This is a genomic window from Neoaquamicrobium sediminum (assembly GCF_040970315.1).
GTDB lineage: Bacteria > Pseudomonadota > Alphaproteobacteria > Rhizobiales > Rhizobiaceae > Aerobium > Aerobium sediminum.
In genome coordinates, this window is record NZ_JAZHFV010000002.1 from 185,399 (window position 1) to 209,760 (window position 24,362).

23 protein-coding genes, 1 tRNA gene and 1 riboswitch are annotated in these 24,362 nt (G+C 62.7%); of the genes, 17 read left to right on the top strand and 7 right to left on the bottom strand.

Annotation, left to right across the window (positions count from 1 at the left end; all coding sequences use genetic code 11):
* Position 1 precedes the first annotated feature (1 nt).
* From V1479_RS06155 to V1479_RS06175, 5 genes are all read left to right on the top strand, one after another.
* Positions 2 to 2,215, top strand: a complete 2,214-nt coding sequence (locus V1479_RS06155; RefSeq protein ID WP_368802139.1) for a 3-hydroxyacyl-CoA dehydrogenase NAD-binding domain-containing protein — start codon at positions 2 to 4, stop codon at positions 2,213 to 2,215.
* A gap of 69 nt (positions 2,216 to 2,284) precedes the next feature.
* On the top strand, positions 2,285 to 2,830 hold the full coding sequence (locus V1479_RS06160) for a thioesterase family protein (RefSeq protein WP_173187154.1): 546 nt from the start codon (positions 2,285 to 2,287) through the stop codon (positions 2,828 to 2,830).
* A gap of 97 nt (positions 2,831 to 2,927) precedes the next feature.
* Positions 2,928 to 3,542: a 2-hydroxychromene-2-carboxylate isomerase gene (locus V1479_RS06165; RefSeq protein WP_368802140.1), complete on the top strand. Its 615-nt coding sequence runs from the start codon at positions 2,928 to 2,930 to the stop codon at positions 3,540 to 3,542.
* Between the two features lie 89 nt (positions 3,543 to 3,631).
* A complete protein-coding gene (locus tag V1479_RS06170; RefSeq protein ID WP_368802141.1) occupies positions 3,632 to 4,282 on the top strand; it encodes a S24 family peptidase in 651 nt (216 codons plus the stop codon).
* Positions 4,283 to 4,291: 9 nt separating this feature from the next.
* On the top strand, positions 4,292 to 5,017 hold the full coding sequence (locus V1479_RS06175; protein WP_368802142.1) for a thermonuclease family protein: 726 nt from the start codon (positions 4,292 to 4,294) through the stop codon (positions 5,015 to 5,017).
* Here V1479_RS06175 and V1479_RS06180 read toward each other — a convergent pair.
* Positions 5,006 to 6,664 (bottom strand): lysine--tRNA ligase, encoded by a 1,659-nt coding sequence (locus tag V1479_RS06180; protein WP_368802143.1) that lies wholly within the window; start codon positions 6,662 to 6,664, stop codon positions 5,006 to 5,008. The two genes, V1479_RS06175 and V1479_RS06180, sit on opposite strands and share 12 nt — an antisense overlap.
* Before the next feature lie 155 nt (positions 6,665 to 6,819).
* On the opposite strand from V1479_RS06180, the gene V1479_RS06185 reads away from it, so the two are divergent.
* Entirely contained in the window at positions 6,820 to 7,233 is a 414-nt protein-coding gene (locus V1479_RS06185) for a tellurite resistance TerB family protein (protein ID WP_244648465.1), read from the top strand.
* 6 nt (positions 7,234 to 7,239) lie between these two features.
* Here V1479_RS06185 and V1479_RS06190 read toward each other — a convergent pair whose 3' ends face one another.
* A complete protein-coding gene (locus tag V1479_RS06190; RefSeq protein ID WP_368802144.1) occupies positions 7,240 to 8,088 on the bottom strand; it encodes a transporter substrate-binding domain-containing protein in 849 nt (282 codons plus the stop codon).
* Between the two features lie 627 nt (positions 8,089 to 8,715).
* On the opposite strand from V1479_RS06190, the gene V1479_RS06195 reads away from it, so the two are divergent.
* Positions 8,716 to 10,662: a glycosyltransferase family 2 protein gene (locus V1479_RS06195; protein WP_368802145.1), complete on the top strand. Its 1,947-nt coding sequence runs from the start codon at positions 8,716 to 8,718 to the stop codon at positions 10,660 to 10,662.
* On the opposite strand, the gene ppk2 is transcribed toward V1479_RS06195, so the two are convergent.
* Positions 10,584 to 11,480 carry a polyphosphate kinase 2 gene (gene ppk2 / locus V1479_RS06200; protein WP_368802146.1) on the bottom strand — a complete coding sequence of 299 codons (897 nt, stop codon included), beginning with the start codon at positions 11,478 to 11,480 and terminating at the stop codon, positions 10,584 to 10,586. The two genes, V1479_RS06195 and ppk2, sit on opposite strands and share 79 nt — an antisense overlap.
* Positions 11,481 to 11,578: 98 nt before the next feature.
* Between ppk2 and V1479_RS06205 the strand changes: the two genes are divergently transcribed.
* From V1479_RS06205 to V1479_RS06215, 3 genes are all read left to right on the top strand, one after another.
* Positions 11,579 to 12,637 (top strand): sensor histidine kinase, encoded by a 1,059-nt coding sequence (locus tag V1479_RS06205; RefSeq protein ID WP_368802147.1) that lies wholly within the window; start codon positions 11,579 to 11,581, stop codon positions 12,635 to 12,637.
* A gap of 98 nt (positions 12,638 to 12,735) precedes the next feature.
* Positions 12,736 to 13,464, top strand: a complete 729-nt coding sequence (gene phoU, locus V1479_RS06210; RefSeq protein WP_173187138.1) for a phosphate signaling complex protein PhoU — start codon at positions 12,736 to 12,738, stop codon at positions 13,462 to 13,464.
* A 137-nt stretch (positions 13,465 to 13,601) separates the two neighbouring features.
* Positions 13,602 to 15,506 (top strand): acyltransferase family protein, encoded by a 1,905-nt coding sequence (locus V1479_RS06215; RefSeq protein WP_368802148.1) that lies wholly within the window; start codon positions 13,602 to 13,604, stop codon positions 15,504 to 15,506.
* Between the two features lie 21 nt (positions 15,507 to 15,527).
* Here the strand turns inward: V1479_RS06215 and V1479_RS06220 are convergent, their stop codons facing one another.
* Entirely contained in the window at positions 15,528 to 16,037 is a 510-nt protein-coding gene (locus V1479_RS06220) for a GcrA family cell cycle regulator (protein ID WP_368802149.1), read from the bottom strand.
* A gap of 380 nt (positions 16,038 to 16,417) precedes the next feature.
* Here V1479_RS06220 and V1479_RS06225 point away from each other — a divergent pair, with 380 nt between their 5' ends.
* The 5 genes from V1479_RS06225 to V1479_RS06245 all read left to right on the top strand — a co-directional run bounded on the left by V1479_RS06225 (position 16,418) and on the right by V1479_RS06245 (position 20,303).
* On the top strand, positions 16,418 to 17,617 hold the full coding sequence (locus V1479_RS06225; RefSeq protein ID WP_368802150.1) for an aspartate aminotransferase family protein: 1,200 nt from the start codon (positions 16,418 to 16,420) through the stop codon (positions 17,615 to 17,617).
* Complete coding sequence (gene argF, locus V1479_RS06230; protein WP_173187130.1) at positions 17,614 to 18,531, top strand: ornithine carbamoyltransferase; 918 nt, start codon at positions 17,614 to 17,616, stop codon at positions 18,529 to 18,531. Before V1479_RS06225 ends, argF begins: the two co-directional genes overlap by 4 nt.
* A gap of 116 nt (positions 18,532 to 18,647) precedes the next feature.
* Positions 18,648 to 19,637: an Hsp33 family molecular chaperone gene (locus V1479_RS06235; RefSeq protein WP_368802151.1), complete on the top strand. Its 990-nt coding sequence runs from the start codon at positions 18,648 to 18,650 to the stop codon at positions 19,635 to 19,637.
* Between the two features lie 164 nt (positions 19,638 to 19,801).
* On the top strand, positions 19,802 to 19,963 hold the full coding sequence (locus tag V1479_RS06240) for a hypothetical protein (protein WP_173187126.1): 162 nt from the start codon (positions 19,802 to 19,804) through the stop codon (positions 19,961 to 19,963).
* 115 nt (positions 19,964 to 20,078) lie between these two features.
* The gene (locus V1479_RS06245; RefSeq protein ID WP_173187124.1) at positions 20,079 to 20,303 is read left to right on the top strand and encodes a hypothetical protein; all 225 of its coding nucleotides are present in this window, start codon (positions 20,079 to 20,081) and stop codon (positions 20,301 to 20,303) included.
* A 28-nt stretch (positions 20,304 to 20,331) separates the two neighbouring features.
* Here the strand turns inward: V1479_RS06245 and apaG are convergent, their stop codons facing one another.
* Positions 20,332 to 20,724: a Co2+/Mg2+ efflux facilitator ApaG/CorD gene (gene apaG, locus V1479_RS06250; RefSeq protein ID WP_173187122.1), complete on the bottom strand. Its 393-nt coding sequence runs from the start codon at positions 20,722 to 20,724 to the stop codon at positions 20,332 to 20,334.
* Between the two features lie 86 nt (positions 20,725 to 20,810).
* Positions 20,811 to 22,004, bottom strand: coding sequence for an O-succinylhomoserine sulfhydrylase (locus tag V1479_RS06255; RefSeq protein ID WP_368802152.1), 1,194 nt, complete (start codon positions 22,002 to 22,004; stop codon positions 20,811 to 20,813).
* Between the two features lie 43 nt (positions 22,005 to 22,047).
* A riboswitch (SAM riboswitch) is annotated at positions 22,048 to 22,125 on the bottom strand.
* Positions 22,126 to 22,201: 76 nt separating this feature from the next.
* Between V1479_RS06255 and V1479_RS06260 the strand changes: the two genes are divergently transcribed.
* Positions 22,202 to 23,293 (top strand): 2'-deoxycytidine 5'-triphosphate deaminase, encoded by a 1,092-nt coding sequence (locus tag V1479_RS06260; RefSeq protein WP_368802153.1) that lies wholly within the window; start codon positions 22,202 to 22,204, stop codon positions 23,291 to 23,293.
* 6 nt (positions 23,294 to 23,299) lie between these two features.
* On the opposite strand, the gene V1479_RS06265 is transcribed toward V1479_RS06260, so the two are convergent.
* Positions 23,300 to 24,076 (bottom strand): ion transporter, encoded by a 777-nt coding sequence (locus V1479_RS06265; protein ID WP_368802154.1) that lies wholly within the window; start codon positions 24,074 to 24,076, stop codon positions 23,300 to 23,302.
* A gap of 153 nt (positions 24,077 to 24,229) precedes the next feature.
* Here V1479_RS06265 and V1479_RS06270 point away from each other — a divergent pair.
* Positions 24,230 to 24,303: transfer RNA gene (locus V1479_RS06270), tRNA-Gly, on the top strand.
* Positions 24,304 to 24,362 lie beyond the last annotated feature (59 nt).

Here is a 24,362-nt window from a genome sequence, read left to right on the forward strand (position 1 = left end):
GATGACCTACAAGAATTTCAACGTGGAGACCGATGCCGACGGCATCGCCCTCGTCACCTGGGACATGCCCGACAAGTCGATGAACGTCTTCACCGAGGAGGTGATGGACGAACTCGACAAGATCATCGACCAGGTCGTAGCCGACGATGCCGTCAAGGGTGCCGTCATCACCTCCGGCAAGGACACGTTTTCCGGCGGTGCCGACCTGACCATGCTGCAGCGCATGCTCAAGCTCTTCCGCGAGGAAGAGGCGCGCGACCACGACAAGGCGATCAAGATGCTGTTCGACGGCGCCGGCCGGATGAGCTGGCTCTGGCGCAAGCTGGAAACCTGCGGCAAGCCGTGGGTCTCGGCGATCAATGGCACCTGCATGGGCGGCGCGTTCGAACTGTCGCTGGCCTGCCACGGGCGCGTGGCCGCCGACTCGGACAAGGTCAAGATGGCGCTGCCGGAGGTGAAGGTCGGTATTTTCCCGGGTGCCGGCGGTACCCAGCGCGTGCCGCGCCTGACCGATCCGCAGTCCGCCTTGCAGATGCTGACCTCGGGCCAGAACCTCTCGCCGAAGAAGGCGAAACAGATGGGGCTGATCCACGAGGTTGTCGAGCCCGCCAAACTCATCGATGCCGCCAAGGCGATGATCGCCGCCGGCCTGAAGCCGGTGCAGCCATGGGATGAGAAGGGTTTCAAGCTGCCAGGCGGACCCGTCTATTCGGCCGCGGGCGCCAACCTGTGGCCGCCGGCAATCGCCATCCTGCGCCGCGAGACCTACGGCAACTATCCGGCTGCCGCGGCGATCCTGAAATGCGCCTATGAGGGCCTGCTGGTGCCCTTCGACACGGCACTCCGGATCGAGCAGCGCTACTTCACCGAAATCTTGCGCTCGACCGAAGCCGCCATGATGGTGCGTTCGCTGTTCGTCTCGCTGCAGGAACTCAACAAGGGCGCGCGCCGTCCGCAGGGCGTACCGGAGACGAAGTTCAAGAAGATCGGTGTCCTTGGTGCGGGCTTCATGGGCGCGGGCATCGCCTTCGTGACGGCCAAGGCCGGCATTCCCGTGGTGCTTCTCGACCGTGACATCGCTGCTGCCGAGAAGGGCAAGGCGCATTCGGCGGGCCTGATGGACGGCGCCATCAAGAAGGGCCGTGCAACGGAGGAGCAGAAGGAACAGCTCCTTTCGCTCATCACCCCGACGGTCGACTACAAGGACCTAGAAGGCTGCGACCTCGTCATCGAGGCGGTGTTCGAGGATTCGGAGGTCAAGAAGAGCGCCACCGAGCAGACGGAAGCCGTCATCGCCAAGGACGCGGTCTTCGCGTCGAACACCTCGACGATCCCGATCACCGGGCTGGCGAAGAACTCCAAGCGCCCGGACAATTTCATCGGCATCCACTTCTTCTCGCCGGTCGACAAGATGATGCTGGTCGAGATCATTCTGGGCAAGAAGACGGGCGACAAGGCGCTGGCCGTGGCCATCGACTATGTTCGCGCGATCAGGAAGACGCCGATCGTCGTCAACGACACGCGCGGCTTCTACGTGAACCGCTGCGTGCTGCGCTACATGTCGGAATCCTACCAGATGCTGATCGAGGGTGTGCCTCCGGCGATGATCGAGAACGCCGCCAAGATGGCCGGCATGCCGGTCGGCCCGCTGGCGCTGACCGATGAGACGGCCATCGACCTTGCGCAGAAGATCATGAAGCAGACCATTCGCGATCTTGGCGAGAAGGCGGTGGACCAGGACCAGTTCGCGCTCATCAACACCATGGTTGACAAGCACGGCCGCCACGGCCGCAAGAACGGCAAGGGCTTCTACGACTATCCGGAAAAGCCGGCCAAGAAACACCTGTGGCCGGGGCTCAAGGATCTTTATCCGCAGCAGGATGCCGACAAGATCGATGTCGAGGAGCTGAAGCAGCGCTTCCTCGTGACCATCGCGCTGGAAGCGGCCCGCGTCATGGAAGAGGGCATCGTCACCGATCCGCGTGAGGCGGATGTCGGCTCGATCCTGGCCTTCGGCTTCGCGCCCTATACGGGTGGCGCGCTCTCCTACATCGAAGGCATGGGCGTGGCCGAGTTCGTCGCACTCGCCAAGAAGCTGCAGAAGAAGTACGGCGCACAGTTCAAGGCACCCAAGCTTCTGGTAGAGATGGCGGGCAAAGACGAGACGTTCTACGAGCGCTTCAACCCTTACCCGAAGGCGAAGAAGGCGGCCTAGGCCCCGAAGTCGTTCCTCTCCCCGTGAGCGGGGAGGGGACCGCGAGGCCGGCAGCAACGGAGCACTCTTATGTATGTCTGGCTGCGCCTCGCCCGCATGATGGCGACCGCCAAATCGCGCGGTCGCTATCGCATGGGCGACGAAAGCCGGTTGACCTTCCGTTGCCTGCCGACGGACATCGATTCCAACCTGCATCTCAACAATGCCCGCTACATGATGCTTGCCGACGTCGGCCGCATCGACATATTTGCCCGCGCGGGGCTTATAGCCTTGGCGCGAAAGCACCGCTGGGCGCCGATGATGGGCGGCTTGCAGGCCGTCTATGTGCGCGAGATCAGGCTCTGGAAAAAATTCGAAGTGGTCTCCACAGTGGAGACCTGGGAAGACACGCAGGTCATCGGGCGGCATCGTTTCGTGCTGGAGGATGGCCGCACCGCGGCACTGGTGATGACCACGGCAGGCGTCTACGATTTCGGCGCGCGGCGTTTCGTGCCGATCGACGAGGTTGTCGGCAATCTTGGTGTCGACGCGAAACCGCGCCAGCCCACGGAGGAGGAACGCACCTTCATGGCCTCCCATGGGCGGCTTCGGCAACTTGCCAAGGATGCGACCTGACCGAGCGCTGGCGCAAGAAAAAGCACACTGTCGGCAATACGAGCGTTGTAGCAGCGACCTGCGACGTTAAAATCAGGCAAAACGAGAAAGCTGCGCCATGACCGCCATCGACTACTATTTCATCTGTTCCTCGCCCTTCGCCTATCTCGGCCACAAGGCGTTCCATGAACTCGCGGCGAGGCACGGCGCTGAAATCCGCTACAAGCCGATCAACATTGGCGGCGTCTGGGAAAAGTCCGGCTCCGTGCCGCTCGGCCAGCGCACGCCGCTGCGCCAGCGTTACCGCCGGATCGAATTGCAGCGCATCGCCGACATGCGCGGCCTGCCGCTGGAGCTCGAGCCCAAATTCTTCCCCGTCGATCCCGGCCTTGCCGATCGCTGCGTGATAGCGCTCGTCAGGCAGGGAGCCGATCCCGCAGGCTTCATCTGGCGCGTGCATCAGGGTGTGTGGGCCAAGGGTGAAAACATCGCCGATCCTGAACAGCTCGCAGCCTATCTTATGGCCGAGGGCCACGATGCAGACGCCGTGCTGAAGGCCGCGGGCGAGCCCGAAGCCGCTGAAACGCTTGCCCGCAACACCAGTGAAGCGAGCGACGCCGGTGCGGTTGGCGCGCCGGTCTACGTGCTCAACGGCGAACCGTTCTGGGGTCAGGATCGGCTCGATCACCTTGCCCACGCGCTGGAAACGGGGCGAGCGCCGTTCAGAGCCTGAGGAAACCGGCGGCATTGGGCTGGACAGTCCGCCGCGCAGGGATTAACTAGGCTGGAAAGGTATTTTTTCCTGTCTTCGGGGAGGGCGCGATGCTCTCGCATGAACGTGTCTGGGCGGCAATCGACGCGCTCGCAGCGGAGCATTCGCTGTCTGCGTCGGGACTTGCCAAGCGGGCCGGGCTCGATTCCACCGCCTTCAACAAGTCGAAGCGGCTGTCGGCTGACGGCCGGCCACGCTGGCCGTCGACGGAGTCGCTCGCAAAGATCATCGAAGCGACCGGCGTCACGCTTGTCGACCTCTTCGCGCTGGTCGAGGAACATCCACGTCGATCTGTTGGGCGGGTGCGGCAAAGGCGTCCTGCCGTTCCGCTGCTCGGTTTCGCGCAGGCAGGCGCGGGCGGCTTCTTCGACGACGCCGGCTTCCCGGTTGGTCAGGGTTGGGAGGAGATCGAGCTTCCCGCCGGCGCGGGCGAGGGCTCCTATGCGCTGCAGGTTCAGGGCGATTCCATGCTGCCGCTCTATCGCGACGGCGACGTGTTGATCGTTGAGCCCGGCGCGCAGGTGCGCAAGGGCGACCGTGTCGTGGTCAAGATCATCAGCGGCGAGGTTACGGCGAAAGTGCTGGCAAGCCGCAGCGCCGAGGCTATCGAACTCGTGTCTCTCAATCCCGCCCATCCCGATCGCACGGTATCGATGGCCGAGATCGAGTGGATGGCGCGCATCGTCTGGGCGAGCCAGTAGGTGCGGCCCGTGGCGGCAATCGTCGCTCTGGCCGGACTCGCCGGCGTGAGCGCCGCGCTCCTGTCTTCCGGCGATTTCCTGACCAGCCACAAAGACCCTGCCGCGGTCGAGACGGTTCCCGTGGAGCCAGAGGCCGTGGCACAGCCGGCCCCCGCGGTGCCGCTGCTGCCCGTTCCTTCTCGGGTCCGGCCCGTTGCACCGGATGTGGTCGCGGCACCACTCGTGGAGCAGGAAGGGCTGGAGCGGATCGATCCGCGCGAGGCGCTGGGCATCGGCCGCGTGCGGGCCCCGTCCGAAGGGCCGCCCGCCGAAACCATGCTTCACCGGCCGGTGGCAACCGCTGCCGGCGCGTTCGAGGCACGTGGCTATCACGTCGCGCTTTCGGGCATCGAGGTCACCGATGCGGATGAGACCTGTGGAAGCGATGGCGCATCCTGGCCGTGCGGCGTGCATGCCCGCACCGCTTTCCGCAACTGGCTGCGCGGCCGCGCGCTGTCCTGTGTTGTGCCGCCGGTTCCTCCGCAGGAAACCGTCGTGACCGAGTGCAAACTTGGCGGACATGACGCGGCAGCTTGGCTGGTCGCCCAGGGCTGGGTGCGTGCCGTGGCCGATGGTCCCTATGCCGAAATGGAGGCCGAAGTGCGGGAAAAGGGGCGGGGGCTCTTCGGCGCAGCACCTTCCAGCGCCGCCCCGCCCCCGCTGACGCTCACCCTGCCTGAAACCTCAGGCGGTTAGTTCCCCGCTCAGCGCCTTGCCGATCAGCGCACGCGTATTGTCGATGCCGTAGAGCGCGGCAAAGGAGCCGAAGCGCGGGCCGCGTTCCTGCCCGATCAGCACCTGGTAGATCATCTGGAAGAAGGCCACCGAGACCCCGGGACCGCCCTCGGGGCTCTTCTTGGAATGATCCTGATAGCGCTCGATTGCGCGGGCGACATCCAGCGCGGCGTTCTGGATCGCCTCGCCATCCGAACCGGCCGGCAGCGTCGCGAGCTTGTCGGCGAGCGCCTGCAGGGCCTCTGCTTCCACCGTATCCGGCGCGCGGAACTGCTTCTGCGGCTTCACGAAGTCTTCGAAGTAGCGGATCGCGTAACCGACCAGCCGGTCGAGCTCGGGATGGGTCTGCGGTGTCACGCCTGCAGCGTGGCGGGAAATGAACCCCCACAGCACCGACTTGTCGTGCGCGTTCGAAGCGCTGACGAGATTGAGCAGCAGGCCGAACGGCACCGGCATGTCGACGACTGGCGGATTGCCGTCATGGATATGCCAGACCGGATTGCCCAGCCGCTCCTTCCAGTCCTGCCGCTGATAGGCAGACAGGAACTGGTAATACTCATCGACCGCGCGCGGAATGACGTCGAAGTAGAGCTTCTTGGCCGTGCGCGGCTTCTGGAACATGTAGAGCGCAAGGCTCTCCGTCGGCGCATAGGTCAGCCATTCGTCGATCGTCAGGCCGTTGCCCTTCGACTTCGAGATCTTCTGCCCGTTCTCGTCGAGGAAGAGTTCATAGACGAAGTGCTCCGGTGCACGGCCGCCGAGCGCGACGCAGATGCGGTCGTAGACGCCCATGTTCGGCCCGTGGTCCTTGCCGAACATCTCGAAATCGATGCCCAGCGCCGCCCAGCGCGCGCCGAAGTCCGGCTTCCACTGCAGCTTGACCTTGCCGCCGGTGACCGGAAGGGTCGTCTCCGTGCCGTCCTCGTCGTCGAAGGTGATCGTTCCGGCCTCTGCATCGACCTTCTTCATAGGGACGTAGAGCACGCGCCCCGTCTTCGGCGAGATCGGCAGGAAGGGGCTGTAGGTCGCCTGGCGTTCCTCGCCGAGCGTCGGCAGCATGATCGCCATGATCGCTTCGTAGCGTTCCGCCACGCGCTTCAGGATCGCGTCGAGGCGACCTGACTTGTAATAGTCCGTAGCGCTGGCGAACTCGTAGTCGAAGCCGAACGTATCGAGGAAGCGGCACAGCATGGCATTGTTATGATGGCCGAAGCTCTCATAGTCGCCCCCGAAGGGGTTCGGCACCACGGTCAGCGGCTTGTGCAGATAAGGCTCCAGGAACGCGCGATCCGGCACGTTGTCCGGGATCTTGCGCATCCCGTCCATGTCGTCCGAAAAGCAGATCAGCTTGGTGGGAACCTGGTCCTCGGTCAGTATACGGAAGGCGTGACGCACCATCGATGTGCGCGCCACCTCGCCGAACGTACCGATATGCGGAAGACCAGAGGGGCCGTAGCCGGTCTCGAACAGCACGACCTCCGGCCAGTTGCCGCCTTCGTAACGTTTGATGATCTTGCGGGCCTCCTCGAACGGCCACGCTTTGCTCTCGCGTGCTGCCGAAAGGATTTCGGGCGAAAGCATCAGCGAGTTCGATCGCAAAGTGGTCATTTCGAGTGTCCTGTGAAGATTTGCGGGCCTTCTTGCCAGCGCGCGCAACGTCTATGCGCGCTTGAGCAATGCGTCAATCGCGACAGGGGTTTTTCATTGCGGTAGCGCTCGCAGCTTCCTACCTTGCGGTTCGGACAGCATCAATGGAGCAGAACATGTCGAAGCCGACCCCGCAGGAAGCGATGGTCTATCTGATGGTCATCATGTCGGCATCCGACCGCGACATGGGTGACGAAGAACTGGCGCGCATCGGTGCGATTGTCCGCACGCTGCCCATCTTCCAGGGCTTCGATCAGTCTCGCACGCTTGCCGTGGCGCAGGAGTGCCAGCAACTTCTGCAGCAGGAAGACGGCTTTGCGAGCGTGTTGGCGCTCATAAAGGGCGCACTTTCCGAGGATCTGCGCGAAACTGCCTACGCGCTTGCAGTCGACATTGCGGCTGCCGACCTTTCGGTGCGCGAAGAGGAAACGCGCGTGCTCGATCTGGTCAAGGATCGCTTCGGGCTGGACCCGCTGGCCGTGGCGGCGATCGAGCGCTCGGCCGCCATCAGGCACCGCACGTCCGGCTGAAACCGCTCAGTAGAAGCTGACAGGGAAATATTTCAGGTAGAGCTCGGCAAACGTTCCGTTGACCGAGATTTCGCGCAGCGCGAAGTCGAACGCGCGCGCCAGCACGGCATCGTCGCGCTTGACGGCGATAGCTAGACCCGAGCCGAGGAATTCCGGTGCGAGGTACGGTCCACCGGCGAAACGACAGCAATTTTGCGATGCAGATCCGGCAAGCCAGAAGGAAAGCCGCATCCCGTCGCCGAAGATGCCGTCGATCCTGCCTTCGCGCAGTGCGTCCTGAAGCCATTCAGGCTTCGTGAAGGTCACCGCTTTGGCGTCCGGAAAATAACGCCGCAGCATGGCCTCGTGGGCAGTGCCCGCCATCACGCCCGTACGCTTGCCGTCGATTGCCTTGTACAGGGGTTCGTACAGCGTGGTGCTCTTGCGAACGATGAAGCGCGCCGGAAAGCGCAGATAAGGCCGGGAAAAGAGGTAGCTTTCCCGGGTCTGCGCATTGATCGGCGTCCCCGCTATCAGCGCTTCTCCCTGGCCCGTTGCCATGGCGGTGTCCAGTTCGTCCCAGGGCAGCCCCTGGATCTGGCAGCGCGCCACGATGTCGAGTTCGCGGCAGACTTCCCGCGCCAGGTCGACATGGAAACCGGACAGCCTGCCTTGCCCGTCCAAAAAGCTGAAGGGGGGAAAATCGATCGTCGTCAGGAAGCGCAGGCGCTCGACGCCGGATAGGTCGGGTTTCGGTAGCCGCTCCCGCTCGTCCCAATAGTTTGGAATGGACGGCTCGGCCGCACGCGCGGCTGAGCCGGCCAGTGCGGTCATGATCGCCAAAGCAGACAGAAGAAGGGTTAGTGTCCGGTGCATGAAACGCCGTCGCCGGTGGAACGAGATTGCCATTCGATAACGGGTTGGGGGCGGTCTCGCAAATCGAATGTCGCATCTCACGCGCGGCCGAACTGTAGTGACATGAAGCAGATACCGCGTCGTCGCGCCTTCTGCTGTCTGCCTGATCGCTTGCCTGCGGGCCTATCAACTGGGGCGCGCAACCCGCGGGCTCTTGTCTGGAGGATCGAAATCCAAATGGATTGCGATGCAACAAGGTCAATGCAGAAAATTACTGCGGATGCAGATGATTAAAAATCTATTGAAAAGCAAAAAAACACCAAATACATTGCAACCTGGGGTGGGGGTTCCATGTACTCGGTGTCTTTCGGGCAGTCTGTCCGATCTGTCGATCTTTGCTGTCAGATACGTTCGTTAGCAACGAAAGGCCTTGCTGCCTTCCGTCGTATCCGGCCGTTGTGCCTGGCCTGTCGCATTGCGAGCGGAGATTAGGCCGTGGCTTTTTCCGGCGCGTCGCATGTTCCCAACGTAGCGCCGCCGATAGGCCCGTCCTTGTTGACCGTTGGGCGACTGAACTGCGCGCCAGATAATGGTCTTCCAGAAGTCGCCCTCGGCTCGGGTCCGTCCACACGCCCCGCAGCAGCGGAAATGTCCCGGGCCAGCCCTCGCGATCTGCTTATGCGCGAATGGTTGCCGGTCATCCGACGAACCAGACTGACATCCGAAATCGTGCTGCGGGCGCTGGATCGCGCGTCCGCAAATGGCACCGGTTTCGTTGTGGAGTTGCTCGCTTCCGGCGAAATCGACGAGGCAGTGCTTTTCCGTGCCATCGCCGATGAACTGGATTTGCCGTTTCTGTCCGAAATCGATGCGAAGAGGCTGAAAGTGCCCGAGCGCTACCGCCTGGCGGCCTTGCGCCGCCCCCGCGGTCTGCCTCTGGCCCTGCTCGAGCGGACGGACGGCACCACGTTGCATGTGATCGCTACGCCCGATGTCGGAATTTCACTCATGCGCGCCAGGCTGGCGGCATCGCCACATTTGAAGACGCGTCTTGTGGTGTCTCCGCCGGGCGTCCTTCGCACTGCTATTCTGGAGCTGACGAAGCGGCGACTGGTCGAGGATGCCCAGAACGGTCTCTTCCTTCGCCACACCGACTTGTCTGCACGCATCGTCGCGAATGCCTGGCAGGGCGCGTGCGTCGCGACGATCCTCGTTGTCCTGCCGCTCTGTCTGGCCGTCGCGGCGATGGAGACCATCCTGGCGCTGCATCTGGTCGCGACGCTCGCCTTTGGCGCCTGTGTTGCGCTACGGATCCTGGCGCTGACAGCAGCCCAGCCCCTGAGATTGCGTTCGCCGCCGCCCGTCGATCCAGCCGCGTTGCCGGTCTACTCCGTCATGGTCGCGCTTTATCGCGAGCGGGAGGTGATCCCGCAGCTTCTGGTCGCTCTCGGCCGGCTGCAATGGCCTCGCAGCAAGCTGGAGATCAAGCTGGTCTGCGAGGAGGACGACCACGAGACGCTGGCGGCGTTGCGCGAGCATAAGTTACGCCCCTGCATCGAGATCATAACCGTGCCGCCAGGACTGCCCCGCACAAAGCCGAAGGCGCTGGCATATGCGCTGCCGCTATGCGGCGGAGAATTCGTCACGCTTTTCGATGCCGAGGATCGCCCGCATCCGCATCAGCTCATCGAGGCATGGCAACGCTTTCATGCCGAGGACGACACGCTCGCCTGCCTGCAAGCGCCGCTCGTCATTACCAACGCATCGGCAAGCCCGCTGTCGCGGATGTTCGCGTTTGAGTATGCAGGGCTTTTCCGCGGTGTGCTGCCATGGCTGGCCGGCCTGGGCGCGCTTCTGCCGCTAGGCGGAACGTCGAACCACTTCCGGCGATCGGCACTCGTGGACGCCGGCGGCTGGGACGCCTACAACGTGACCGAGGATGCGGATCTCGGGCTTCGGCTTAAACGCTTCGGCTATCGCGTCGGCGTCATCACGCATCCAACCTACGAAGACGGGCCGGACGATCTCAAGACCTGGCTGCCGCAGCGTGTGCGCTGGTTCAAGGGCTGGGCGCAGACGTGGCTGGTCCACATGCGTTCACCACGTACCCTTTGGAAAGATCTTGGCCCGCTTTCCTTCCTGCTCATGCAGGTACTGTTTCTGGGTATGCTCGTATCGGCGCTGGTCCACCCGGTCTTCCTATTCACGATCCTCTATGTGATCGCGAAACTCGCCTTGGTCGGCTCGATGCAGAACCTGGAAATCGTGCTGGTCACTATCGGCTTCGTCAACATCCTTGCCGGATATGCGGCCTTCGTCGCAATCGGAATGGCGACACTCACGCTAAAAGAGAAGGTCGGGCTGGTCTCGATCGCCCTGCAAACGCCTTTCCACTGGATGCGGCTGTCGCTGGCGGCCTGGCTGGCGCTGTGGGAAATCTATCGTCGGCCGCACCACTGGAACAAGACGCATCATCGGCCCGCGCGCTCTTTCGTGCGCGCCAGGGCCGAAAACCCTCAGCGCAAGGCCGAGGAAGGCGCGCCGATGATCTTGTCGTCCTCCGCGCCGATAACGTCGAGGTCGCGCCCGGCATAGGGAATTGTGAGCAACAGGCGGCGGATGACGGCCAGACGCAAGCGTCGCTTGTCGTTGGCGCGAACGACCGTCCACGGGGCATGCTCGGTGTGGGTCCGCTCGAACATCAGATCGCGCGCTTTCGTGTATTCGTCCCACTTTTCCATGCCTGCGACATCCATCGGCGAGAACTTCCAAGCCTTGAGCGCGCTGTGCCGACGGTCATGGAACCGGCCGAGCTGGGTTTCCTGCCCGATTGTGAGCCAGAACTTGAAGAAGCGGATGCCGTCGGCGACGATACCTTTTTCGAACAGCGGCGCTTCCTCGAGGAACTTCTCGTGCTGCTCGGGCGTGCAGAAGCCCATTACGGGCTCGACGCCGGCTCTATTGTACCAGGAGCGGTCGAAGGTCACGAACTCGCCGCTGGTCGGAAAATGCGCGACGTGGCGCTGGAAGTACCATTGGCCTCGCTCGGTCTCCGTCGGTTTGGTCAGCGCGACGTTCCGCGCCGTGCGCGGGTTCATGTACTGTCGCGTGACGAAGATCGTGCCGCCTTTGCCGGCTGCATCGCGCCCCTCGAACAGGACCAGCACGCGTTCTCCGCTCTTCTGCATCCAGCTTTGCAGCTTCACCAGCTCTACCTGAAGCTTTTCCAGCGTGTCCTCGTATTCGGATTTGTCCATCTTGCTGTCATAGGGATAGCCGCCCGCCTTCAGTTCCATGTCGTCGACCCAATCCGGGAGTTTTGGATCGTCGATGTCGAAGACACGTTTTTTGCCGTCGATGACGAGCTTGATCGGCTTGACGGGAGTCTCGAATTTGGGGGAGGGGTTGCCCATTGAGATATTCCTGTGATGTGGGGAAACCATGCTATGGGGTGGTCCCGCCCGGGTCTAGAGGCAACGGACCGGCGACATCGGAATTGCAAGGCTCGTAGATGGTTCAGGCGACAGAGCTGCGTATCGGCGACAGTGATGAGATCGACATGCTTTCGGCGCGGGAGCTGGCTGCCGCCGTTCCCGAACCGATCGTCATCTTCGATGCTAGAGGTGCCGCGCTCCACGCTAACCAGGCAGCCATTGCCGCCTTCGGCCAGATCCCCCCGGGCACGCTGCTGCACCATAAGTTCCGCACGCCGGAAATGCAGCAGCTCATTGTGGGTCTGCTTGGCGAGCGACGGCCCGGCGCCATCGACTACAGCGAAAGAGTGCCGATCGAGCGAGCATTTCGGGTTTCGGCGGCACCCGTTGGCGCGCGGGGTCTGTTTGTGGTCCATTTCAAGGATCAGAGCGAAACGCGCCGCATCGATCGTATGCGCGCTGACTTCATCGCCAACGCCAGCCACGAGCTGCGCACCCCGCTCGCCTCGATCTCGGGCTTTATCGAAACACTGCGCGGGCCGGCGCGCAACGATGAGAAGGCGCGCGACAATTTCCTCCAGATTATGCAGGCGCAGACGGAGCGGATGGCGCGGCTGATCGACGATCTCCTGTCTCTGTCGCGCATCGAGATGAAGCCTTACATGCGATCCGAGGCGCGAATCGACCTCGGCGAAGTGGTTGCGGGCGTGGTCGAGTCACTTGGCCATCTGGCACGAGAAAGCGGCGTGGATGTTTTCTACACGCGGCCCAATGAACCGGTCCTGGTCCCAGGCAGCCGTGATGAACTCATCCAGGTCTTCGAGAACCTCGTGGAGAACGCCTGCAAATACGGCGCCTCAGGCGGTAAGGTGGAGATCGAGATCAACAGGACGAGCGCCGGGCCGATACCGGAAGTGGCCGTGACCGTGCGCGACTTCGGTCCGGGTATCGCCGAGGAACACATCCCCCGCATCACAGAACGATTCTATCGCGTGGAGACCACCGTTACACGGCGCGGCACCGGGCTCGGATTGGCGATCGTCAAACATATTCTCACCCGCCATGAGGGTAGGCTGACCGTGAAGTCCAGACTGGGTGAGGGGTCTGCGTTTACGGTGCATCTGCCGGCGGAGTAGGAGAGAAAACAGCGGCTCCAGCGTGCGACGCTTTCTTTTTCCTGTCATCCGACTACCTTAGATTTATCGAAAAGAATCGCCCCGGCAGATCGTCCGCCATGAACTCGCAGCACACCGTCCGCGCCTATGATGAAGAGCTCGCCACTCTGGGCAATCGCATTGCAGCCATGGGCGGCCATGCCGAGCGCATGGTCGATGAAGCGGTCGCCGCGCTGATCAACGCCGATGCAGCGCTGGCGCGTAAGGTGATCGCCGACGACGTCGTGCTTGATGAGGGGCAGCGCTGGATCGACGACCGCGCGATCGTTCTCATCGCCAAGCGCCAGCCGATGGCGGACGACCTGCGCGAAATCATCGGAACGATCCGCATCTCGGCCGATCTCGAGCGCGTCGGCGATCTCGGCAAGAACATCGCCAAGCGCGTAGTCGCCGTTGCCGACACACGCCAGCCGGTGCAGCTTTTCCGAGGGTTGGAAGCCCTCGCCACGCTTGCGCTGACGCAATTGAAGCAGGTGCTCGATGTTTACGCCTCGCGTTCGGTCGGCGCGATAGCGTTCATGCGCGATCGCGACGAGGAGATCGACGCGATGTACACCTCGCTGTTCCGCGAGCTGCTCACCTACATGATGGAAGACCCCCGCAACATCTCGCCATGCACGCACCTGCTGTTCTGTGCCAAGAACATCGAGCGCATCGGCGATCACGCGACCAACATCGCCGAGACGGTCTATTACGTCGTCACCGGCGAACAGCTTCCGCTGGAGCGCCCCAAGGAAGACAAGAGCCATCGGGTGGTGATGATGAACCCGGCGCCGGCCCGGAGCTGACGAGCTGGTTTTCCGGCAAGAGTGCCTTTGCTTGCAATCATCCAGATAGCCGGGACGTAAGCTTGAACTACGATGGTTGACCTCGGGCTCTGCGCAGGCCAAAACACGCGCCGAACCGAGCTAGCCCGGACCGTATTTTGACGCCCACTCCTGCCTATCGTTCCGACATTGATGGCCTGAGGGCGATCGCGGTGTTGACCGTCGTGCTTTATCACTACGGGATCGCTCCGTTTACCGGCGGGTTTATCGGCGTCGACGTATTTTTCGTGATCTCTGGCTACCTGATTACGAAGAACCTTTTCACGGATTTGTCCGGCGACAGGTTCTCGCTGGTGCGGTTTTACGACAGGCGGTTCCGACGCATCCTTCCTGCACTTCTGGTGGTCCTAGTTGCCTCCGTGGCAGCAGGCTACCTGCTGCTGTTGCCAGGAGATTTCGCCCGCCTGGGAGAGAGCGGCATGTTCGCCGCGTTCGGTTTCTCCAATTTCTATTTTCTATGGAGTTCCGGCTACTTCGATCCGGCCGCGGAGATGCAGCCGCTGCTCCACACCTGGTCGTTGGCCGTCGAAGAACAGTTCTATCTGTTCTGGCCGCTAATCATGTGGTGTGTATGGCGGTTGCGCAAGTCAGCCGTGTTCCTGCTGGCAGTGCTGGCGGTTATCGCGCTCGCAAGCTTTGTCGCATCTGTCTATTGGGTCGAAACGGATCAACCTGTAGCATTTTTCATGCTTCATACCCGTGCATGGGAACTCGCTGCCGGTGCCGCCCTGGTTTTTGCAAAACCCATTGCTTCACGTGCTCTGGGCGAAGGCATGGGGTGGGTCGGCCTGGCTCTTATCTTCTATGCTGCGGTCCAACTCACGGCAGAGACGGCTTTCCCTGGTTGGAATGCGCTTTACCCCTGCGTGGGTGCTGCATTGCTGGTCTGGCCGAAGAGCGCTACCACCTCAGCGCATCGTCTGCTGAGCCTGCGGCCGGCAGTTTTCATAGGATTGATCTCCTATTCACTATATCTCTGGCACTGGCCGGTTCTCGTCTTTTTCCGGCACTACGCCAATGCTGCCATGCCGACGCTGACCGAAGCGATCATGCTTATCGGGCTTTCCATCGCGGCGGCCTGGATTTCGCTGCATCTGGTCGAGCGACCGGTGCGGCAGATGCGCTTTCAGTTCTGGACGCCCGGGCGCACGATTATTGCCGGTGCGGTCTCGATGGCGGTAACAGCCGCCATCGCATCCTACTCCTATCTCGGCAACGGCCTACCAGGACGTCTCGATGAACAGGCGCGCCACTACGCAGCGTTCGACCCATACAAGCGAGAGCACGAGTACTCCGGTTGCAGCGTCCGCGCGGTGCCTGCCGACGGCAGTTTGCCGGATTGTCTGACTCGTCAGGGTGGGGAACCCCGGTTGCTTATATTGGGCGACAGCTATGCAACACAGCTCGCCCTGCCTGTCTATCAATCCGCTGACAACGCGACGTTGATAACCATCGGCAACAATGGCTGTCGCCCCGTGCTCGACAGCGTTGGCAGACGACAATGCACTGAATTGATGGCGCGCGCATTCGACACTTATCTGAGCGAGGGCAACTTCGATGCCGTTATTCTTGCGGCTCGTTGGCGCAATGGTAACGACATCAGGAAGCTGCGGAAAACACTCACTGAAATCCTCCGCAGGACCGATCATGTGTATGTGATCGGCCAGCCGATCGAATACACGACTTTTCTGCCTTCACTGTTGGCAAGCGCCTCACTCCCGCGGCGCAGCCACGAGATCCGCGCCTTCAACCGCTACGAGGAGGTCTCAGCGCTCGAGAAGGAGGTCAAGTCTGCTCTTGAGGGATTGCCCGTCACCTATGTCTCGCCGCTGCAGGCGCTTTGCGATGCCGATGGCAACTGCCAGACGGTAACGGACGGCAATGTGCCTATCCAGTATGACTATGGACATCTGACGCGCGAAGGCGCGCGCCTTGTCATAGATCGGCTTATTCAGCAGGGCCTTCTGGACGATGTGGCGCGCGCGAGTGTCGCGGCCCGCTAGGACTATTGGTGCCCCAACCTCTCAGCGGGCGCGGCGGCGTTCCGATACGGGCTGGTATGCGACCTTGGAGTGGTAGCCGCAATAGGGTCCGCTCTCACCGGCCTCGTTGCCGCAGAAGCTGAATTCCTCACTCAGCGGATCGCCGTTCGGCCATTTGCAGGTTCGTTCGTTCAACTCGATGAGCGCCAGCTTGCGCGAGATCGGCACGACGACGTTTGCAGCCGGGCGCATCACCTGCCGGGCAACCGGCTCGGCATCGAACTGCGCGGCAAGCGCGGTGGCGCCGACCGTTGCCGTTACGGTGCGTGTCGGACGGCTCGGCGCCTTGGCGACGCCGGTTGTTGCCGGGGCCTTCTTCGCGCGTGGCTGCGTGGATGAAGTACGACCGCGTGCGGAGAGCTTGAGCCGGTGCACCTTGCCGATGACGGCATTGCGGCTGACGCCGCCGAGCTGGGTTGCGATCTGGCTTGCGCTCAGACCATCCGCCCATAGCTTCTTGAGCAATTCTACGCGTTCATCGGTCCAGTTCATCAGAACAGGCTCCTGCTATCAAAAGTTCGCGGAATCCGAATCCATCGCCATCCGGCCGTAGCCAGCTGGCACCACATCTACTGGGGTGATTAGATCCGCCGCACGAAATCTAGTTATTTCTTGGCTTCAAACTACAGTATCGGCTGACTCCGTGACAAGAGTCCGGCTGCCACGCCGAATCTGTTTTTTCGGTTTTCCCCAACTTGGCTCCGCTTCGCCGTCAATCTGTCATGGCGCGGGCGCCGGGCGGCCTCTGGGATAATCGGTTTCATTTGACACAAGTGCCCGAAAAGCCGATATAAGTTGGCCTCCGCCGCCCTTTGGGCGGCTTTTTTGATCTACTTCGCGCATTCGCCGCGACGCAGTCGACGAGGCATATAATGAACGGTTCGGCGCTTTACGAGACCTTCGCTCGCGCACCCCTGGCCTTCGAACGAGGCGAGGGAAGCTGGCTGGTGACGGACAGCGGCGAGCGCTATCTCGATTTCGCCGGCGGCATCGCAGTCAATTCGCTTGGGCACAGCCATCCGCATCTGGTTGCCGCGCTCACCGAGCAGGCGGCACGTCTGTGGCATGTGTCCAACCTCTACGAGATTCCCGGCCAGCGCCGCCTGGGCGAGCGGCTTGTGGACGCAACCTTCGCCGACAAGGTGTTCTTTACCAATTCGGGCGCCGAGGCGCTCGAATGCGCGATCAAGACCGCGCGTCGCTATCATTATGTAAACGGCGCGCCCGAGCGCTATCGGATCGTTACATTCGAGGGCGCATTCCACGGCCGGACGCTGGCAACCATCGCTGCGGGCGGGCAGCCGAAATATCTCGAGGGCTTCGGTCCCAAGGTCGAGGGTTTCGACCAGGTGCCATTCGGCGACCTCGAGGCCACCGCAAAGGCGATCGGGCCGGAGACGGCCGCGATCCTGATCGAACCCGTGCAGGGCGAGGGCGGCATCAGGCTGCTGCCGGCGGCGATGCTGCAGAAGCTGCGCGCGCTCTGCGATGAGCACGGCCTTCTCTTGATCTTCGACGAGGTCCAGAGCGGTATCGGTCGCACGGGCAAGCTGTTCGCCTATGAATGGTCTGGCATCGAGCCCGACATCATGGCCATCGCCAAGGGCATCGGTGGCGGTTTCCCGGTCGGTGCGTGCCTGGCGACCGACCGCGCGGCCATGGGCATGACGGCCGGCGTGCATGGCACCACCTTTGGTGGCAACCCGCTTGCCATGGCAGTCGGCAACGCGGTGCTCGATGTCGTTCTTGAAGACGGTTTTCTCCAGGCCGTTCAGGACAAGGCGCTTGCGGCCAAGCAGGCGCTTGCGTCGGTCGTCGATGAATTTCCGTCCGTGTTCGAGGAGGTGCGCGGCACTGGCCTCATGCTCGGGCTCAAATGCAGGATGCCGAACACGGCGGTCAACGCCGCGTTCCGCGATGCGCATTTCCTTGCGGTACCAGCCGGCGACAACGTTGTGAGATTGCTGCCGCCGCTGACGGTGACCGTTGAAGAAATCCGCGACGGTGTCGAACGCATCCGGGCGGCTGCCGGCAAGCTGACCGCAGTCAACGGTGCGGGAGGCGCATCATGAGCGGCTCGTTCCGGCATTTCACCGATCTTTCCGACATTCCTTCCAGCGAGCTGCGGACGATCCTCGACGACGCGCGCGCCCGCAAGCATCGCCTGAAGTCCGGCGAGGTCGACAAGCCGCTCGCCGGCAAGGTGCTGGCGATGATCTTCGAGAAGCCGTCGACGCGTACGCGCGTTTCCTTCGACGTCGGCATGCGCCAGCTCGGTGGCGAGACGATCATGCTGACCGGCACCGAGATGCAACTCGGCCGCTCGGAGACGATCGCCGACACTGCGAAGGTTTTGTCGCGCTATGTCGACGCGATCATGATCCGCACGACATCGCATGAGCGCATGCTGGAGTTGGCCGAACACGCGACGGTACCGGTCATCAACGGTCTTACCGACGATACACATCCCTGCCAGATCATGGCCGACGTGATGACCTACGAGGAGCATCGCGGTCCGGTCAAGGACAAGCTCTTTGCCTGGACCGGCGATGGCAACAATGTGCTGCACTCCCTGATGGAGGCCTCCGCGCGCTTCGATTTCCGGCTTAATGTGGCTGTGCCGGAAGGCAGCGAGCCGGCTGGCCCGTTCCTCGACTGGTCGAACGGCAATGGCGGCGCGGTCAAGGTCATGCGCTCGCCGGAGGATGCCGTACGCGACGCCGATTGCGTCGTCACCGATACGTGGGTGTCGATGGGGCAGGAGCATCGCGCCAGAGGGCACAACGTCTTTACGCCCTATCAGGTCAACGAGGCGCTGATGGAGAATGCAAAGCCTGATGCGCTGTTCATGCACTGCCTTCCGGCCCACCGGGGCGAGGAAGTGACGGATGCTGTGATCGACGGGCCGAATTCGGTGGTGTTCGATGAGGCGGAGAACCGCCTGCATGCCCAGAAGGCTGTTCTCGCCTGGTGCTTCGGCGCTTGATCGCGTGCGGATGCACCCCTATCTAGTGGGCTCATCCCGACCATTGGGTATTCACAGCCGCGCATTGCCGGGCGCCGCTTACGTGCGCCGGCAGCGCCACGACAGGAAGTGTTCTGGTGACTGAGACAGACATCAAGCTCGGCGAATTCGGTTTCGCCGGGGACGACCATGTGGTTCCCTTCGAGGTGGCCGCGCTCGACGCCCGTGGGCGTGTCGTGCAGCTCGGCCCCGTTCTTGACGCGATCCTGTCGCGCCACGCCTATCCAGAACCCGTCGCGCGTCTTCTGGCCGAAGCGGTGGCGCTGACGGTCCTGCTCGGCACCTCGCTGAAATTCGACGGAAAGTTCATTCTGCAGACGCGGTCCGACGGCCCGGTCGACATGCTGGTGGCCGATTTCTCGACGCCGAAGTCGCTGCGCGCCTATGCCCGCTTCGACGCAGAGCGGCTGGAGAAGGCGGTGCGCGAGGGCAAGGCATCGCCCTCGGATTTGCTTGGCGTGGGCGTTCTGGCGCTAACGATCGACCAAGGCCAGTATATGCAGCGCTACCAGGGCATCGTGCAGCTTGACGGCACCTCTCTGGAGGAAGCTGCGCGCACCTATTTCCGTCAGTCGGAGCAGATACCGACTGAGGTTCGATTGTCGGTCGCCCGCCAGCTCACGCGCGGGGACGATGGCGCCGTTGAGAACTGGCGTGCCGGTGGACTGCTTGCGCAGTTCCTGCCCGAGGCGCCCGATAGGCTGCGACTGCCGGATCTGCCGGGCGGTGACGGCGACGATGGCGACGCCCCGGACCCAACCGACGATAGCTGGAACGAGGTCAAGGCACTGCTTGGAACCGTGGAGCATGACGAACTGCTCGATCCGACCGTAGGGTCTGAGCGGCTGCTGTACCGGTTGTTCCACGAGCATGGCGTGCGTGTGTTCGAAGGCACGCCCGTGATCGACGACTGCTCGTGTTCGCGCGACCGCATCCGCTCCGTGCTCGACAGCTTCACGGCCGAGGAAATCGCGGAAAGCACGGAAAACGGCGCAATCAGCGTCGCCTGCGAGTTCTGCTCGAAGCAGTACGAATTCGATCCGGCCGAGTTCGCGCCGGCACAGTAGCGTACCGCCCATATCGGCATGCCGGCTCAGGCCGCGCGGTTCACGAATAGCCGAAGGTCGGGGCTCCCGGCCTTCGGTTAATGGTTCCCGAAAGCCTTTGTGAACCTTGTCCCTTCATGTTAACCGCGGCTACGTGGGCAGTTGGGGCGCGCACTGGAAAGCTGATGACGTTCAAGATCATACTCATTGCCCTGACCGCCGCGGCATTTGGCTGGGGATTTTCCGCCCTGGTCGAGCATGCGGACCAGACGATCCGGCCGGACAATCCACCGGTTGCATGCACTGACCGGGCGGGTGAGGGTTGTGCGCGGATGCCTGCACCCTGACGGGACCCGCGGCCAGCCTTAATGAATACTCAACGCATAAAGTGCAGGATTCGGCGTTTCAGGACAGGACCGACGGGCCGATTGCATGGCGAATACCATGGTTACACGCGCCGAGATGCGCGAGGAGACGGCACAAGCCGTGTGCGAGATCGCCATTTGCCTGGCGCAGGCGATTCACGAACTCGATCCTTCCGCGCACCGCCGCATGAACTTCACCGCTGGCAAGGCTTACAACCGGCTTCTGGAAGAGCGGAAAGAACTCGCCGCCGATATCCTCTATCGGTTTGGTCGCGCGCTCATGGACCGGGATCTGTTTCCCGAAGGCGACGAGACCTCCTGACCCGGTTGACGCAGACTTCCGCCATCGTTCAGTTCACCGATTGGGTGCGGTCGGGCAGGTCCAGCGAGAAGGCGGGTATTTCCACGTCGAAGAACTCTCCGTCGCTGCTGCGCACGGTATAGGCACCGACCATGATGCCGGAAGGGGTGCGTAGCGGACAGCCGGACGTATACTGAAAGCTGTCGCCGGGATTGAGCTCCGGCTGCTCGCCCACAACGCCCGGTCCACGAACCTCCTCAACCCGGCCAATGCCGTCCGTGATCCGCCAGTAGCGTGCCAGAAGCTGGACGAATACGTCGGAATTATTGGCGATCGTCACCCGGTAGCCCCAGACGTAGCGGCTGTCGTCGGGATCGGAGCGGTCGGGGAGGTAGAAGGGCTCGACCTCCACCTCGATATCTCGTGTCGTGCTGCGGTACATGGCGATGGCTCGACTCTGCACCCGATTCTGATGCTGGTCTCTACACCGTCAAGGCCCGATGGCGGAAATGTGACGTCGAACAGCCCTCAAGCCGCCTTGCCCAGTGCCCTGTCGATATCCTCGATCAGGTCGTCGGCGTCTTCGAGTCCCACTGACAGCCGCACAGTGCCGCCGAGAATGCCCAGATCGAGCCGGGCGTCTTCGGCAAGGTTCTTGTGGGTGGTCGTGGCGGGATGCGTGACCAAACTCTTGGCGTCACCGAGGTTGTTGGAGATCTTCACGATGTCCAGAGCGTTGAGGAACGAAAACGCCTGCTGCTTGCCGCCCTTGACGTCGAAGCACACCAGCGTCGATCCACCCGTCATCTGCCGCGCGATGATGTCGGCTTGTGGGTGGTCGTTGCGCCCGGGATAGATCACCCGCTCGATCGCCGGATGACAGGCAAGGTGGCCGGCGATGCGTGCCGCCGTCTCGGTCTGCTGCTTGACCCGCAGCGGCAGCGTCTCGAGTCCCTTGAGCAGCGTCCAGGCGTTGAAAGGCGACAGCGACGGCCCGGTGTGACGGAAATAGTCGTGCAGGTTCTCGTCGATCCACTTCTTGTCGGAAAGGATGATGCCGCCGAGGCAGCGGCCCTGGCCGTCAATGTGCTTGGTGGCCGAATAGACGACGACGTGCGCGCCGAGTTCCAGCGGCTTCTGCTGCAGCGGCGTGGCAAACACATTGTCGACGACCAGCCGTGCGCCGGCCTGGTTGGCGAGCTTCGCGACGGCGGCAATGTCAACCACTTCCAGCGTCGGGTTGGTCGGGCTTTCGAGGAAGAACAGCTTGGTATTGGGCCGGATAGCCTGTTCCCATTCGGCGAGGTTGCGGCCATCGACGAGCGTCGTCTCGACGCCGTATTGCGGCATAAGCTTCTCGACAACCCAGCGGCAGGAGCCGAAAAGGGCGCGCGCTGCGACCACGTGGTCGCCAGCCTTGACGCTGCACAGGAGTGCTGCCGACACGGCAGCCATGCCGGATGCCGTCGCGCGGGCGTCCTCCGCTCCTTCCAGTTCGCACATGCGCTTCTCGAACATGTCGACGGTGGGGTTTGCATAGCGCGAATAGATGAAGCCTGGCTCCTCGCCCTTGAAACGCGCCTCGGCTGCCTCGGCACTGTCATAGACGAAGCCCTGGGTCAGATAGAGCGCCTCGGACGTTTCGCCGAACGCGGATCTCGTGGTTCCGCCATGCACCAGCGCGGTCGCCGGCTTCCAGTTGCGCTTCGTTTCAGTCGTCATCGTCAAACCCCAGACACAAAAAAACCGGCCGCGAAGTCGCATGCCGGTTTCCTCTCGGTCCCTTTTAGCGACTTGTTTAACGTGGCTGCAAGCCGACCGGCAAATCACCACGGGATAAACGCCCTTTACGCCCATGGCGGACTTGCGTCAATCGGCTGGCTCATTAAACCTCGCCGCACTGGAACGGGGACGCGGCATTGCGCAGCACAGGCATTCTACCGGATCGCGACATCGCGGCGCTGTTCGACGCCCGCGCGCTGTTATCGGCCGGGCCGCTCGATGCCGACCAGATTCAGCCTGCGAGCCTCGACCTGCGGCTGGGCGCCAAGGCCTATCGCGTGCGCGCGAGCTTCCTGCCGGGGCCGGCGAGCCCCGTGGCCGAAAAGCTTGAGCGGCTCAAGCTGCACGAGATCGACCTGACGTCCGGCGCGGTGCTGGAAACCGGCTGCGTCTACATCGTGCCGCTGCAGGAGAGCCTTGCGCTGCCGACGGACGTTTCCGCTTCCGCAAACCCGAAAAGCTCAACCGGCCGGCTCGATATCTTCACCCGCGTCATGGCCGATCACGGCCAGGAATTCGACAAGATACCGGCTGGCTATAACGGCCCGCTTTTCATCGAGGTGAGCCCGCGCACATTCCCGATCGTGGTCCGCGCCGGATCGCGCCTGTCGCAGATACGCTTCCGCAAGGGCCTGGCGCGTCTGTCGGAAGCCGAGCTGCAGGGGCTGCATGTCCGCCAGACGCTCGTGGCGGCGGAAGAGCCAAACATTTCCGGCGGCGGTATCGCCCTGTCGATCGACCTGCGCGGCGATGCAGACGGGCTCATCGGCTATCGCGGCAAGCATCACACAGCGGTTGTCGACGTCGACAAGCGCGCCGCTCAGGACCTTCATGATTTCTGGGAGCCGCTGTTTGCGCGAGGGCGCAACGAGCTGATCCTCGATCCGGACGAGTTCTATATCCTCGTGTCACGCGAGGCGGTCCACGTGCCGCCGGATCATGCGGCCGAGATGACGCCGTTCGATCCACTGGTGGGCGAGTTCCGCGTTCACTATGCGGGGTTCTTCGATCCCGGCTTCGGCCATTCGGCGGCGGGTGGCACCGGCAGCCGCGCGGTGCTGGAGGTTCGCAGCCACGAAGTCCCCTTCATCCTCGAGCACGGGCAGATCGTCGGCCGGCTGGTCTACGAGCACATGCTGTCGCGCCCCGACAAGCTCTATGGCGTCGACCTGAAGTCGAACTACCAGGCCCAGGGCCTGAAGCTCTCCAAGCACTTCCGCGCCGACTGACCGGACCTACGATTTCAGCGACCGCACTTCCTCGCGAAGGGCGCGTATTTCGGCCAGGATAGTCTCCTGCTCGTGCTGCATGGCTGAGCGCTCCTCCGAAGCCGTGCTTTCGTGCTCCTCCTGCATCGCCGAGACGATGATACCGATGAACAGGTTGAGCACGGCAAACGAGGTCAGCACGATGAACGGGATGAAGAAGACCCAGGCATAAGGGTGCACGTCCATCACGGGCCGCACGATGCCCATGGACCAGCTTTCCAGCGTCATGATCTGGAACAGGGAATAGGCGGACTCGCCGATGGAGCCGAACCATTCGGGAAAAGTTGCGGCAAAAAGCTTCGTCGCCATCACCGAGAAGACGTAGAAGACGAGCCCGAGCAGGAGAACGATCGAGCCCATGCCTGGCAGCGCCGCGATCAATCCCCCGACCACCCTGCGAAGCGACGGCACGACACTGACGAGGCGCAGCACGCGCAGGATGCGCAGCGCACGCAGCACCGACAGATTGCCGGTGGACGGGATCAGCGCGATTGCCACGACGATCAGGTCGAACACGCGCCACGGATCGCGGAAGAAGTCGGTGCGATAAACGACGAAACGCGCGGCGAGTTCGATGACGAATACGGCGAGCACGGCAACGTCGAGCGCCATCAGCAGGCCGCCGAAACGCGCCATGACCGTGGAAGACGTCTCAAGCCCCAGCGTGATGGCGTTGACGATGATGAGGGCGGTGATGACCGCTTCGAAGCGGCGCGATTCGATGAGCGTCCTGAGGGCGTTCAATTCTGTCTCTCCGGCGAGATTGAAGCGACGCGGCAAGGGCCGCGCCAGCGCCTTCAATAGAGCCGCGACCCGGCCGCTTCAACTGCGGTTTTGCGACACGCCGAACATGCCGCTTGACAGGCAGGCCGCCGCCCGCGATCTAATGCGCGTGTCGCGGGTGTAGCTCAATGGTAGAGCAGAAGCTTCCCAAGCTTACGACGAGGGTTCGATTCCCTTCACCCGCTCCACCTTGCACCACAACGCTTTGAGCCCGTTACACGGCATCGCAAAGCGGGCCGGTTTTACA